Raw genomic sequence first — 13,186 nt, forward strand, 5'->3', positions numbered from 1 at the left:
TCGTGAAACAGGCTTTGAGATATTGCGGAAGCTGATAGATACTTAGGCTAGTAATGGCCAGTGACACTTGACTGCTTTTTACGGCATACATAGACAAAGGCTGGTGGAACATTGAGCATAACGAACTGTATGGCCTCAATTTCAAAATGCTTGCTTAACTGTTTCTTCATTTGGAGTGTATATTGGAAGGCGATAAAGAGACCGTCCGGTTTTAATGAATTGACGATCTGCTCCATCAGATCGTTACGTACTTGCTGCGGGAAGTTTGCAAAAGGGAGCCCGCTGATAATACAGTCAACATGATCAAGGCCTTGCTGCCTTACAACGCTGTGAATGCTTTTGGCATCGGAATGGGTAGTAAAGCCCGGGTGCTGCTGTTCCAGCTGTTTCCGAAGATGGGAGTCACGCTCAAACAGCATAACCTTGGTTTCTTGCTTTAACGAACGATGGATAGCTTGCGTAATGACGCCTGTTCCTGCCCCAAGCTCGGCTACGCTCGTGATTTCATTCCATTGCACAGCTGATACCATTTTGTTGGCCAGATGCCGGGAGCTTGGAGTAACGCTTCCAATTGCTTTGGGGGTTCGGATAAATTTATAGAAGAACAACATTTTTTGAAGCGCAGTTGTCTCGTTTGCGTTCATTTAAAAATCCCCTTTTCGATTCATTAAAGCTATCTGTAAGCATAATGTCTTCAAGCCACTTTGCACACGGACCAGAGTACTGTATTGAACTGGACTAAAGTCTGGTTTTCCAAAGTCTTGTTGCATCTGCTCTACTTTTATTAGTGTCTATCATACTACGAAAATGGATTTTCGCCTAATCTTTGTTCGAAAAAATCCCAATTTGTGTATCACCTGCTTAAATTTTAAAGTAGCAGCCCGAATAATATCATTGGGTTAGGGTATGATATTGTCGGTAATAAATATCGTTAAAAGGGAGAATATATGATGATGGAACCGATATCTACCAAAGAGCTGGATTACGTTACGGATTCGATGTCTAATGAGGATTTGATTATTAAGCAATGTGCCGTTCTCGCAGCAAGCACACAGCAAAATGCTACCCATTCGCTGTGTATGGACATTATCAATGTGCATAATCACCATTATAACACCCTGATGCAAACTCTTCATCAGCATGTACCCATGGCTCCTACACAAAACTATAATTAGAAAGAGGTGACCTGAAATATGAATCAGAGTACAGGTGCTTTACCGGAAAGAGAAATGCTGCTCACCATTCTCTGCGAGCTGAAACGGACAAGTCGTGAATATACGACAGCTGTGACGGAATCCAATTGCAGCGCTATCCGACAAACACTTACTTCCTTATTGAACAGCACCCTGGAATCACAGGCCAAAGTGTACGGTTACATGAAGCAGCACAATATGTATAATGCATCATCGCCGGTACTTCGCCAGGAAGTTGAAAAGAAATTCATGCAGCATCAACAAGCACAGCAAGAACAAAGCCAATTTGTACAAAGCAGGCTGCAAGGACGGCAGCCATACGGCGCTCCATTTCCCAATAATGGGAATACTCCCTCTCAGCATCAGGCCTTCATGATGTAGTGCCCGATAGCGCCGTTGTGATACGGTGAATGAAAGACCCAGATAAACGTCTTGCGTACGTACGATGCGCAAGGCGTTTTTACGTATCTGCTTACTATACGAATGGACAAGCATATTTCATATTATGCTTCATAAAGTTACAATAGACATAAAAACTAGCAGGTTGTTTTTGCTAGATTCAGAGGTTATTCACTTATTTAACGAGAAGAGGTGCTCGTTCCATGCTGGAATGGAATCGTAAAGAGGAGGCTGCCGGTATTGTTCGATTTATCCGAGCACGGTTGTCGCTGCTGGTGATGGCTTTTTTGTTTGGGAATTTGATTGCTGTTGTATTCACAGCGCTTGAGCCCTCTGGAGCGGATCTGCGATCCGAGACTTATACCTATCAGAAAACAACGACCCAGAACGGGGTTAAACTTCATGCGCTGCGCACTCGGCCTAATAATATTGTGTTGAAGCATATTCAGTCGAATGTAACGTTAACCGATGAATTCGGGATTAATGGCGGTTTTTTTTGGAATGGAGATTTGCTTAGTATTGCCGTTGTCAATGACCAACCGTTAGTTGGCCAGCAGTGGGACTATGGATCGGGGTGGTATAATATTGATGTTCCGAAAGGTACCTTGGTATGGGATGAAATTACAGGCAGCTTTAGCGTACAAGTCGCGATTGATGCAGAGCAGCTTCATGTAACAGATAAAGGACACTATTGGGCGCAAGGTGGGGTCAGTATGTCATTGCAGCACGATGAGCAGTGGGTTCAGCAGGCGTTGGCTGAGGATATGCCGGCGTTTGCGGAGGCCCGGCTTCGTTCAGGTGCGGTTTATGACAAGTCCCAGAATCTATGGCTGCTAGTTTCGGAGACTCCTTGTACGGTAGAACAATTTCGCACAGCGGCGATAGAATGGGTAGGTCGCACCCAGGTCGTGGATGGAGTATTCCTCGATGGCGATGGTTCTTCGCAAATGCGCAGTGCACAGATTCAACTTAAAGGAGACACGAGAGAGGTGTATCAGATGCTTGCGCTCAAGAAAAAATAAAGCGCTGTACGGCTTAACTGGTTCCATTGACATTCACAGCAGCTACCATGCAAAATGGGTCTGGAAAGATAGTCGCAAACAAGCTATGATAACGATTAGCTGCCATAATTGGCGCATACATACAGGATGCATTTGGAGAGGTGGAAGAAACGAATGGCGATCAATTTTTGTACGGAATGCGGCCAGCCTATGGAAATACGGACCATAGATGGCGTAGAACGTCGTGCATGTACGAGCTGCAGCGCAGTTCATTGGGGATCTTACAGTATCGGGGTTGGAGCCCTTGTTATAAAAGATGATAAAGTGCTGCTTGTTCGCAGGGCGCAAGAGCCTGGCAAAGGGAATTGGACTAATCCTGGAGGCTATATTGAACAGCTGGAGCCTATTGAGGAAACGGTAATTCGTGAAGTGCTTGAAGAGTGTGGAGTTCAAACTAGCGTTAAGGGAATTATTGCCTTGCGCGACCAGCCGCGAGCTTCGGTACATAATTTGTATGTGGCTTTTGAGATGGATTATATAAGTGGAGAGCCTATTCCTGATGGTGTTGAAGTAGATGGGGCCGGATTCTACTCTATGGAAGAAATGCAGACGATGAAGGTGGCAAGCTTCACACAGTGGCTGATTGATGCAGCATTGCGCGGTAACGGAGCTGGCTTGCAGCATGATCGGGAGCCGATTGTGCCGACGAATGGCAATGGTTTTTTTAGGGTTTTGTAAGGCTGGACAGGCTATTCCCAAGTCTTTGACTTTGGAGAATAGCTTTTTTTATAAAAATATTTTTGTAATAGAGGAATTTGTCGATCTATTCAGAATATAAATAGTATTTAGAAAACTAATCTAATTTTCAGTTTATTCTCGAAAGGGGTCTTGCAATGGTTACGCTACCAAGAACTAATGAACTGGGTTTTTTTGAAATCAGATTGGAATCAATTGGAGGACTCGGAGCTAACCTGGCTGGCAAAATGCTGGCAGAGGCTGGCGTGGTAGGTGCCGGCTTGAACGGCGTCAGTTTTTCCTCCTATGGTTCGGAGAAGAAGGGCTCCGCGGTCAAGGCGCATATCCGTTTTTGCGATATCAACACGAATATTCGGGATACCTCACCCGTGGAACGTCCGCATGTCGTAGGCGTATTTCATGAATCTTTGTCGAAAACGATCAATGTGATTAGTGGCATTTATGAGGATACACTGGTGCTGGTCAATTCGACGAAAACTCCGGAAGAGCTGAAGGCCAAGATGAATATGAAGGGCGGAACGATCGCCGTGATTGATGCGATTGGCATTTCGCTAGAAGAGAAAAATCGGGTTAATATGGCAATGTTAGGTGCATTATTCCGGTTGTGTCCTTTTCTTAATCCCGATACGATGAAAAATGTTATCCGCAAATCGTTGGAGAAGAAGTATCCTTTAGCTGTACAGCCAGCATTAAATACATTTGAAAGGGGTTACAACGAGGTTGTCTTTCAAACTTTTGAGCTGGCGGAAGGTGATCAAATGCCTTCATATATCCGGCAGGATACTCCTGTTCTAGGTTTTGGTACACAGCCTATGGGCGGTGTCATTACGAATCCCGGAAATAGTGTATTGAAGGATCTCAGTATATCGCGGGCGGGCATGATGCCGCATTTTGAAGATGACAAATGTATTCACTGTGCAGCCTGTGACACGGTCTGTCCGGACTTTTGCTTTGTGTGGGATGAGCAAGCAGATAAAAAGGGCAGGCCGCAAATGTTCCTCCAGGGAATCGATTACCAATACTGCAAGGGCTGCTTGAAATGTGTACAGGCCTGTCCAACGGAGGCACTTTCCAGTGCAAGGGAAGCTGACGGCTATGCGGATGAGCATCGTGTACCTCACCGGTTCGATTTGGCTGCAACCTGATTCGTGTAAATCGCATATCATAATCCATTACATGTAAATTGAAGGGTGGAGAACAAAGTGGCAATTGAGATTAATAAAGAGATTCCTCAGGGTACGGTGGAGCAGCGGATCGTATATGAATCCGGTAATGAAATGGCGGCATATGCCGCGCACCAAATCAATTATCACATTATGGGATATTTCCCGATCTCGCCTTCCACAGAGGTTGCTCAATTTCTTGATATGATGAAGGCTAATGGACAGCACGACATCAAGCTGATCCCGGCAGATGGCGAGCACGGTTCAGCAGGGATTTGCTATGGAGCATCCACAGCTGGCGGTCGTGTATTTAATGCGACGAGCGCGAATGGATACTTGTATATGCTGGAGCAAATGCCGGTGCAATCGGGAACCCGTTTTCCGATGGTAATGAACCTTGTCTGTCGCTCCGTATCCGGACCTTTGAACATTCACGGAGACCACTCCGATTTATATTATGCATTGAATACCGGCTGGCCAATCCTGATGTGCCGTGACCCGCAGGCTGTGTATGACATGAATATTATGGCGCTTAAACTGGCTGAGGATGCTGAAGTCCGCTTGCCTGTTATTGTTGCGTCCGATGGATACTTCACTTCACACCAAAAACGCCGGGTACAAACGTTCACCAAACGTGAGGATGTACAGTCTTTTATCGGGGCACAGCCGCCTGTTGGTTTTGCCGATACGCTTGACCGTAACAATCCGATCACAGTCGGACCTTATATGAATGAACCCGACTATATTAATAACTGCTACCAGCAGTCCATGGCGATGTACAGGGCGGAGCATGTCTTTGACCGTATTCGTACCGAATATGCGGAACTGACAGGACGCGACTATCCGATTCTTGATTTGTATTGTATGGAGGATGCAGAGGTTGCTGTGTTCCTAATGAATTCAGCATCGGAAATTATTAAAGACGTTGTGGATCAGCTTCGTGCTCAGGGCATTAAAGCGGGTTCCATTGCCCCCAATTTGATTCGTCCATTCCCGCAAAAGGCGATAGCTGAAGCCTTGAAAAATGTGAAGGCTGTCACCGTAGGCGACCGCGCTGATTCTTATGGTGGTCATGGCGGCAATATGGTCAATGAAATCAAGGCTGCGCTGTTCACGCTTGGCAATCATGACACGATGGTCATAAGCCGTATCTATGGTCTGGGTGGCAAGGATTTTTACAATGAGGATGGTCATGCATTATTCCAGTTCGCTATAGACGCGGTGGAAAAAGGCAAGGTAGAAGTACCGTTCGATTATTACGGTCATTCGGTAGGGGATCCGAATCGAACCATGAAACGTGTCCTGAACCCGATGAAATATGAGGAATTAAATACTGGATTGATCACGGTCAAGCAGGATGAAGAGACGAAGAAGTTGAATGTTCGCATTCCGCCTTTGCGTGCTCTAACGAAGAAGCCAAAACGAATTGCTCCGGGTCATGGCGCCTGTCCGGGCTGCGGTATTTTCTCAGGTCTTGAATTGTTCTTCAAGGGGATCGAGGGTGATATCGTAGCGTTGTTCCACACAGGCTGTGCCATGGTAGTCACAACAGGGTATCCGTACTCGTCACATAAGGCGACCTATATTCACAACCTGTTCCAAAATGGTGCAGCTACCATGTCGGGTGTTGTTGAAATGTTCTGGGAGCGCAAACGCCGCGGTGAGCTGGATGCATATAATCTGCCTGCCGATTTCACATTCGTGATGATCACCGGGGACGGTGGTATGGATATCGGGATGGGGCCAGCAATCGGTGCAGCGCTGCGAAATCACAAAATGATCATTCTGGAGTACGATAATGAAGGTTACATGAATACAGGTGCACAGCTGTCCTATTCCACGCCAATGGGCCATCGGACATCGACTTCCAATGTAGGCTCCAAGCAGGGGGGGAAAGTGTTCCATCACAAGGACACTGCGCAAATTATGGCAGCAACCCACATTCCTTATGTATTTACAGGCTCAGAGGCGTTCCCGCAGGATTTGGTTCGTAAAGGTGCCAAGGCTCAATGGTATGCTCAGAATGAAGGTTTGGTATACGGCAAGATTTTGATTGCCTGTCCATTGAATTGGCTGTCCGAAGACGAGGACGGGTCCAATATTGTTGGTGCGGCAGTAGATTCCTGCTTCTTCCCGTTGTATGAGGTAGAGCATGGGGTTACAACGATAACTTACAATCCGGAGGATAAGAGTAAAAAGGTTCCTTTGTCAGAGTGGCTCACTACCATGGGTAAAACGAAGCATATGACTAAACCTGAGTACGAGGATTCCTATAAAGAGTTCGAGAGGGAAGTGGAACGACGCTGGAGTATGCTGAAGGCCAAGCACGAAAGCCCGTATCTATAAGTTCGTAAAGGCAAAAGGCATTCTCTCCCAAAGAGAAAAATGCCTTTTGTTTTTTGGAAAATGGAGGAGATCAGGTTGCCTTATGTGATGAAGCATGCAATTACATCAAAGCTGTATACCTGTATGCTGGTTAACGGCTATAGGCTGCCTTATTATGGGACCAAATATTGGGATGATGAAGAAGCTGCCCAGCTTGATTACCTTAATTTTTTGAACATACAGGGCGTGGCTGATCCGGATTCATGGCAACTGCTGGAGCTCACCGAAAATCAGTTGAAAATGTGCAATGTGAAGCTTAAAAATGATTCGCGATTTATCCTTCATTGGGACCAAGTGGTGCAAGCGGCGGTTGCAAGTATTTCTCCGTCAGAATTGTAAGTAGGCTAATGCCGACTTCGTTGTGCCCACCTTCGGGTATGATGATGTCGGCATATTTTTTGGAGGGCTCGATAAATGCTTCATGCATCGGTTTTACGGTGGATAGATATTGATTGTATACGGATTGAATGCTGCGGCCGCGTTCTTGAATATCACGCAGGACACGACGGAGAATACGCACGTCAGGATCTGTATCTACGAACACCTTGATATCGAGAATACCGCGCAACAGCTCGTCCGATAAGACGTGCAGTCCCTCTAGTATAACGATCGGGTTTGGAAGCAACTCAATCGTTTGCTCAGAGCGTGCATGCTTGGCAAAATCATAGGTTGGGGAATGGACAGTTTGGTTAAGCTTTAACAACTTTAATTGTTGCAGCAGCAGCTCGTTATCAAAAGCGAAAGGGTGATCATAATTGATCAATTCGCGCTCAGCCAATGGTAATTCGCTATGGTCGCAATAATAATTGTCCTGGGAAATGAAAGTAATTTGTTCACTGCCGAGCTTGTCGATGATGGAGCGGGCTACGGTGGTTTTTCCTGATCCGGTACCGCCTGCAATTCCGATGATAAGCATAAATAAGTAATCCTCCTGCGTGGACGCTTGGTTTGCGAGTCAATCTCGTTATTCTATCATAAACATAAGGTGAAGACGAGAGTAAAAGGATGGTGCAGGGTTCTGTAGCGTACAAGCAAGGATTGTGGTATGCTCTTTGGCAAACACAATTTATACTTGTCATAACCAATTATCCCATCCTACGGTTGTGGGCATTGAGGAGGTACTTATTATGAATAACGATTTTATCCAGATTAAGTCCTTGCAGGGTGATTTGAAAATTTCGCACAAAAAAAGTGATTTTGGTATTACCGTTTCCACCGAAGAGCTGGTCTATCAGAAACCGCATGTTAACTATTATTTCAAGCTTGCGCACATTACAAGTATCGTTCCGTTCGATACTTCCGAGAGCAAGAAGATCACTTTTCATAATCGGCGTTCCTCGGGTAGTGAAATCATAACCATGTCTCAAGGCATACCGCATTACCGTTTTCATGTGAGTCAGGCTTATGTGCATAATCGCAGCGGTATATTTCAATTGGGAAATGCTCAATTTATATTGCCTATTGTGAATGATTTACTTAAAGCGATTTCCAAATATGCGGGTTTAAGTGGAATTGAAATCTGAATACGATGAAGTTGGAAGAGGAATTGCAGGGAGGATCAACTATTGGCTACACACGCATCAACCGCAAGCATCACTACCAAAAGTAAACTGCCTGTTATGGCCAGTGTAGTTATTGCTATGCTGGTCGCTTCTATGGATACGACAATTATTAACACAACGATGCCGATCATTGCCAAGGAGCTGGGCGGGTTTGAGCTGTATGCATGGAGCTTTGCCTCGTACATGGTCGTATCTACAGTCGTCGCTCCAGTAGCAGGACGAATATCCGATTTGTACGGACGTAAAACGATATTTGCAGTAGGTATTATCATTTTCTTATTGGGTTCTTTATTGTGCGGTTTCGCAAATACGATGTTACAGTTAATACTGTATCGTGCGGTACAGGGAATCGGCGCGGGTGTCATGATGCCGTTTCCTTCGATTATATCGGGAGACTTGTATCCACCAGAAAAGAGAGGCAAGATTCAAGCGTTTTTCACAGCCATGTGGGCGTTATCTGCTATTTTGGCACCTATGCTTGGGGCATTATTCGTACAGTATACGACATGGCGCTGGATTTTTTATATCAATATTCCTTTATGTCTGATTTCATTGCTATTGCTTAGAGCGTATAAGGAAGTGTACATACCGAAGAAATCCAAGGTGGATAGCTTGGGTGCAGTGCTGTTTGCTGCTGGAGTCAGTATGCTGCTGCTAACAACCGTTGTTGAAAATTATATATGGGCCTATGCTGTTGTAGGTGTCATCATCCTTTTTGGATTTTATTTGTATGAACGGCAGCATCCTTCTCCGATTGTTCCCTTAAGCTTGTTTGCGAATCGCTCGATTTCGGGAATGAATATGAATTCGTTTCTTGCATGTGCAGCATTATTCGGTGTTTCCAGCTATGTCCCGTTATTTCTTCAGGAGGAAGGTCATAGTTTATTTGTTAGCGGCTTGGCCCTGCTTGGGGTATCGTTTGGGTGGATGGTCGTTGCGGTTCCAAGTGGTAAGTGGACAGTGAAATGGGGCTACGGGAAGCTGATTATTATCGGCAATGTCCTGCTGATCTGTTCGGGTGTGATGCTGCTCTTATTAAAGCAGGGGACTGGATTCTGGTACGTATTTTCGGTGATGGTCGTTCAGGGACTTGCTTTTGGCTTGATCTTCACGGTGGCTACGATTGGGTCTCAACAGCTGGTAGATGCCAATCAAAAAGGAGTTTCGACTTCCATGCAGTTGTTTTCGCGTAATATCGGAACGGCGGTTGGTGTGACGGTAATGGGTGCCTTTTTGACAAAAGGATTGGATGTATACAGCGGGTTTCATGCCTTATTCATGTATGGCTTTATAGCTAGCTTGGTGGCTCTTGCATCGTCGTTTGTGCTTAGAAAGGTATAATTCGTTTGCACTCAGAAAATTATAGACAATAAGATCCCCTTGTAGTGGACACTCCAAAAAAACCTCATGTGATCATGAAGGAAAGAGTGAACAGCAAGGGGATATTTTTATGCCCAAGAAGTGTAAATCGATTGTGTTCCCGTTATCGATGTTGAATCTGCGTTATTTCGAGGACGTCTTAAATCAGTTACGCTATATCTATAGATCGGACATACGATCGAGCATATATCAGGGAGGTTCAATAGATGAATCAACAAATGAAAAAATGGCTTCCAGCCAGTGTGGCTGCCGTCATGGCAATGAGTATAATAGCCGGCTGTGGGAATGATACCCCTGCACCAGCTCCAGCAGCAGATTCAGGGAAAACGGCAGCTGCCAAGCCATTCGAGGGCAAGAAGCTTACGGTCGTTACCGCTAACCATCCATGGGGTGAGGCAATCAAACCGCTGCTACCGGAGTTTGAAGCCCAAACGGGAATGAAAGTGGAGGTCCAAAGCTTTTTCGAGGATCAGCTTACACAGAAGCTGACTGTACAATTTACTTCCGGTTCGGCTACGCCTGATGTGTTCATGTATCGTCCTTTACAGGAAGGTAAGCTTTTTTACAAAAATGGATGGGTACAAGCACTGGATGAATACGTAAAAAAAGATGCCAGCTACGACTTTGAAGACTTTACGAAATCGTCCATAGGATCAACGACGGTAGACGGCAAGCTGGCGGGTATTCCCATCATCACTGAGCAGGAAATCCTTTATTATCGTAAAGATCTATTGCAAAAAGCGAACATTGCCGTACCCAAAACCTTGGACGAGCTGACAGCGGCCGTGAAAAAGCTGCATGATCCAAAGTCGGAAATGTACGGATTCGTAGCCCGTGGCCAACGGTCTCCGCTGGTTACCCAGGTCTCGTCCTTCTTGTATTCCGAAGGTGGCGATTTCACTAAAGATGACAAGGCAACTCTGAATACGCCCGAAGCCATTAAAGCTTTTACAACCTACAGTACCTTATTAAAAGATTATGCGCCTCCAGGTGTTCTTAATATGTCCTGGCCTCAGGCACTCGGTATTTTCGCACAAGGTAAGGTTGCTTTTATCACAGATGCCAATTCACTCTACAAAAACACGACGGATCCCGAGAAGTCCGTCATTGCCGATAAAGTGGGCTACGCACTCTTCCCGGGTGGTCAAGCAGGCTCGAAGCCTTATAACATCACCTCATGGGGCCTTGCAATGAATTCAAAAACAGCCAATAAAGATGCTTCCTGGGAGTTTGTGAAATGGGCAACCGGCAAGGATGTCGTATTGAAAACGCAAAAGCTGGGTAATCCAGGTCCTCGCGCGTCGGTGTGGGATAAACCTGATGGAGTATCTGGCTTCCCGGCCGAAATGGTTCAAGTTATTAAGGATTCGTCCAAAGGTGGAGTCGATCATGACCGTCCGGTTGTGATCGGTGTAGGCGAAGCACGTGACGTGGTGGGCAGTATTGTGCTTCAAGGTATGACAGGTGGTGACATAAAGGCAGCCGCAGATAAAGCGAATCAAGAGCTGCAGGTTATTATCGATAAAGAAAAAGGTAAATAAATAATTAATTACATGAAGGAAGGGCCGGTGGCTATGCTGGCCCTTTCCGTATTCCAGTCAGGAAAGGAAGCTACACAGATGAGTGAGAGCTGGTTTGATCGCAATATTAAATGGATTTATACGATGCCCGCAGTGTTATTTGTATTGATTATGATGGTATTTCCAATTGTGTATACGCTTAGGATCAGCTTCTATGAGTGGAGTATGTCCGCGACGACTCCGCCTACTTGGGTCGGTCTCAGCAATTATAGTGCTCTGCTCACAGAGAGTCGGTTTTGGCAATCTGTTGGCAACACCTTTTACTTTACCTTTGCTGCGCTCATTCTTGAAACGATACTGGCTATAGCGATAGCCTTGCTATTGTATCGGGATTTTCGTGGTAAAAATATTGTGAAAACGCTGTTCCTGCTGCCGATGGTTGCGACACCTGTTGCGATGGGGCTAGTATGGATGTTGATTTACGAGCCTACGATCGGGATTGCCAATACGCTGCTTAAATCACTTGGGCTTGATCCATGGCTGTGGCTGGCTTCGCCCTCTCAGGTTATTCCTTCGCTAGTCATCGTAGACGTATGGGAATGGACGCCAATGATCGCACTGATCGTAATGGCCGGTTTGTCCACTCTACCTAGCGACCCTTATGAGGCGGCCGATGTCGACGGTGCTACGCTATGGCAAAAGTTCCTTTACATTACTCTTCCTTTGCTGCGACCGACGATCATCGTAGCCGTCATGCTGCGCCTGATTGATGTGCTTAAAACATTCGATATTATTTATGCGACCACACAAGGCGGTCCTAATCTGGCATCAGAAACATTGAATGTATATGGCTACGTGCTGGGCTTCCAGTATTTTAAGCTGGGGATGGCTTCTTCACTGCTTGTGATGTTTTTCGCTTTGGTTATGGGCCTTACACTCATGATGATCTGGATTCGTAAAAGGCTGGAGGCGTAGATGCATGATGAAAAAGAAAGGCGCTAATAATTGGGTATACACCTTGCTTACAATTATCGTGATGGCTGTGTTTTCATTCCCATTTATCTGGATGCTGCTGGCTTCCTTTAAGACGCAGGCACAGATCTTGTCGTCTGGACAGTTTTTGTTTTTCAAACCGACCTTTAAAAATTATGTGAACGTGTTCGAGCAGTACGAATTTATGCGTTTTATCGTGAACAGCTTTATTGTTGCGGTAGGGTCCACGCTTGGTTCGTTGCTGCTCGGTTTACCGGCAGCCTATGCTATTGCCAGATACCGTCTTCAGGGGCTTGGACTGGTGATTCTGGTGGCAAGAATTATTCCGGGTATTACGTTTCTGATTCCATGGTTTATTCTTTTCTCAAGCCTGCATTTGGTCGATACGTACATGGCACTGATCCTAAGCCATATGCTGGTCGGACTGCCTTTTATTATTTGGATTATGATTTCGTTCTTTGAGGGGCTACCGCTGGAAATTGAAGAAGCGGGGATGATTGACGGTTGTACACGGTCTCAGGTGTTCCTGAGAATTATTTTACCGATCTCGGGAGCGGGAATCATAACGTCCTCATTGCTATCGTTCATTTTCTCATGGAACAACTTTATGTTTTCGATTATACTGGCTGGAGATAAAACAAAGACACTGCCGATTGCCGTATTTAACTTTTTATCCTATTCGGATATTAACTGGGGTGCACTTATGGCTGCAGCCTGCATCATTACATTGCCGGTTTTGATTATCGCTTTATTGGCGCAGCGGTATATTGTTAGCGGCTTGGCTGCTGGAGCGGTAAAAGGATAGTCATGCTTAGAAAAGTGGGGAGCCTGTTG

14 protein-coding genes are annotated in these 13,186 nt (G+C 45.6%); 12 read left to right on the plus strand and 2 right to left on the minus strand.

Going from position 1 to position 13,186, the window contains the following annotated elements:
- Positions 1 to 47: 47 nt before the first annotated feature.
- The gene (locus BK127_RS03640; RefSeq protein WP_076228641.1) at positions 48 to 644 is read right to left on the minus strand and encodes a class I SAM-dependent methyltransferase; all 597 of its coding nucleotides are present in this window, start codon (positions 642 to 644) and stop codon (positions 48 to 50) included.
- A 306-nt stretch (positions 645 to 950) separates the two neighbouring features.
- On the opposite strand from BK127_RS03640, the gene BK127_RS03645 reads away from it, so the two are divergent.
- The 7 genes from BK127_RS03645 to BK127_RS03675 all read left to right on the plus strand — a co-directional run bounded on the left by BK127_RS03645 (position 951) and on the right by BK127_RS03675 (position 7,236).
- Positions 951 to 1,175, plus strand: a complete 225-nt coding sequence (locus BK127_RS03645; RefSeq protein ID WP_076228642.1) for a hypothetical protein — start codon at positions 951 to 953, stop codon at positions 1,173 to 1,175.
- 18 nt (positions 1,176 to 1,193) lie between these two features.
- Complete coding sequence (locus BK127_RS03650; RefSeq protein WP_076228643.1) at positions 1,194 to 1,574, plus strand: spore coat protein; 381 nt, start codon at positions 1,194 to 1,196, stop codon at positions 1,572 to 1,574.
- Between the two features lie 221 nt (positions 1,575 to 1,795).
- Positions 1,796 to 2,614, plus strand: coding sequence for a hypothetical protein (locus tag BK127_RS03655; protein WP_256711160.1), 819 nt, complete (start codon positions 1,796 to 1,798; stop codon positions 2,612 to 2,614).
- 153 nt (positions 2,615 to 2,767) lie between these two features.
- Entirely contained in the window at positions 2,768 to 3,331 is a 564-nt protein-coding gene (locus tag BK127_RS03660; protein WP_076228644.1) for an NUDIX hydrolase, read from the plus strand.
- Between the two features lie 155 nt (positions 3,332 to 3,486).
- On the plus strand, positions 3,487 to 4,494 hold the full coding sequence (locus tag BK127_RS03665) for a 2-oxoacid:acceptor oxidoreductase family protein (RefSeq protein WP_076228645.1): 1,008 nt from the start codon (positions 3,487 to 3,489) through the stop codon (positions 4,492 to 4,494).
- Positions 4,495 to 4,551: 57 nt separating this feature from the next.
- Entirely contained in the window at positions 4,552 to 6,858 is a 2,307-nt protein-coding gene (locus tag BK127_RS03670) for a thiamine pyrophosphate-dependent enzyme (RefSeq protein ID WP_076228646.1), read from the plus strand.
- Positions 6,859 to 6,945: 87 nt separating this feature from the next.
- Entirely contained in the window at positions 6,946 to 7,236 is a 291-nt protein-coding gene (locus tag BK127_RS03675; RefSeq protein ID WP_179097374.1) for a hypothetical protein, read from the plus strand.
- Here BK127_RS03675 and udk read toward each other — a convergent pair.
- A complete protein-coding gene (udk, locus tag BK127_RS03680) occupies positions 7,172 to 7,813 on the minus strand; it encodes a uridine kinase (RefSeq protein ID WP_076228648.1) in 642 nt (213 codons plus the stop codon). The two genes, BK127_RS03675 and udk, sit on opposite strands and share 65 nt — an antisense overlap.
- Positions 7,814 to 8,024: 211 nt before the next feature.
- Between udk and BK127_RS03685 the strand changes: the two genes are divergently transcribed.
- The 5 genes from BK127_RS03685 (at position 8,025) to BK127_RS03705 (ending at position 13,157) form a co-directional block, all read left to right on the plus strand.
- A complete protein-coding gene (locus BK127_RS03685; protein WP_076228649.1) occupies positions 8,025 to 8,420 on the plus strand; it encodes a hypothetical protein in 396 nt (131 codons plus the stop codon).
- Between the two features lie 96 nt (positions 8,421 to 8,516).
- Complete coding sequence (locus BK127_RS03690) at positions 8,517 to 9,800, plus strand: MFS transporter (protein ID WP_076228885.1); 1,284 nt, start codon at positions 8,517 to 8,519, stop codon at positions 9,798 to 9,800.
- A gap of 245 nt (positions 9,801 to 10,045) precedes the next feature.
- Positions 10,046 to 11,380 carry an ABC transporter substrate-binding protein gene (locus BK127_RS03695; protein ID WP_076228650.1) on the plus strand — a complete coding sequence of 445 codons (1,335 nt, stop codon included), beginning with the start codon at positions 10,046 to 10,048 and terminating at the stop codon, positions 11,378 to 11,380.
- A gap of 78 nt (positions 11,381 to 11,458) precedes the next feature.
- Positions 11,459 to 12,334 carry a carbohydrate ABC transporter permease gene (locus BK127_RS03700; RefSeq protein ID WP_076228887.1) on the plus strand — a complete coding sequence of 292 codons (876 nt, stop codon included), beginning with the start codon at positions 11,459 to 11,461 and terminating at the stop codon, positions 12,332 to 12,334.
- Between the two features lie 7 nt (positions 12,335 to 12,341).
- Positions 12,342 to 13,157 (plus strand): carbohydrate ABC transporter permease, encoded by an 816-nt coding sequence (locus tag BK127_RS03705; protein WP_076228886.1) that lies wholly within the window; start codon positions 12,342 to 12,344, stop codon positions 13,155 to 13,157.
- Positions 13,158 to 13,186: the final 29 nt, after the last annotated feature.

This window comes from Paenibacillus sp. FSL H7-0331, from assembly GCF_001956045.1.

Bases quoted from the DNA above. Each gene is read 5' to 3' on its own strand.
- BK127_RS03705 (WP_076228886.1), top strand. From the start codon at position 12,342: ATGAAAAAGAAAGGCGCTAATAATTGGGTATACACCTTGCTTACAATT.
- BK127_RS03660 (WP_076228644.1), top strand. From the start codon at position 2,768: ATGGCGATCAATTTTTGTACGGAATGCGGCCAGCCTATGGAAATACGG.
- udk (WP_076228648.1), bottom strand. From the start codon at position 7,813: ATGCTTATCATCGGAATTGCAGGCGGTACCGGATCAGGAAAAACCACC.
- BK127_RS03700 (WP_076228887.1), top strand. From the start codon at position 11,459: ATGAGTGAGAGCTGGTTTGATCGCAATATTAAATGGATTTATACGATG.
- BK127_RS03685 (WP_076228649.1), top strand. From the start codon at position 8,025: ATGAATAACGATTTTATCCAGATTAAGTCCTTGCAGGGTGATTTGAAA.
- BK127_RS03665 (WP_076228645.1), top strand. From the start codon at position 3,487: ATGGTTACGCTACCAAGAACTAATGAACTGGGTTTTTTTGAAATCAGA.
- BK127_RS03675 (WP_179097374.1), top strand. From the start codon at position 6,946: ATGAAGCATGCAATTACATCAAAGCTGTATACCTGTATGCTGGTTAAC.
- BK127_RS03640 (WP_076228641.1), bottom strand. From the start codon at position 644: ATGAACGCAAACGAGACAACTGCGCTTCAAAAAATGTTGTTCTTCTAT.
- BK127_RS03695 (WP_076228650.1), top strand. From the start codon at position 10,046: ATGAATCAACAAATGAAAAAATGGCTTCCAGCCAGTGTGGCTGCCGTC.
- BK127_RS03645 (WP_076228642.1), top strand. From the start codon at position 951: ATGATGGAACCGATATCTACCAAAGAGCTGGATTACGTTACGGATTCG.
- BK127_RS03690 (WP_076228885.1), top strand. From the start codon at position 8,517: ATGGCCAGTGTAGTTATTGCTATGCTGGTCGCTTCTATGGATACGACA.
- BK127_RS03655 (WP_256711160.1), top strand. From the start codon at position 1,796: ATGCTGGAATGGAATCGTAAAGAGGAGGCTGCCGGTATTGTTCGATTT.
- BK127_RS03650 (WP_076228643.1), top strand. From the start codon at position 1,194: ATGAATCAGAGTACAGGTGCTTTACCGGAAAGAGAAATGCTGCTCACC.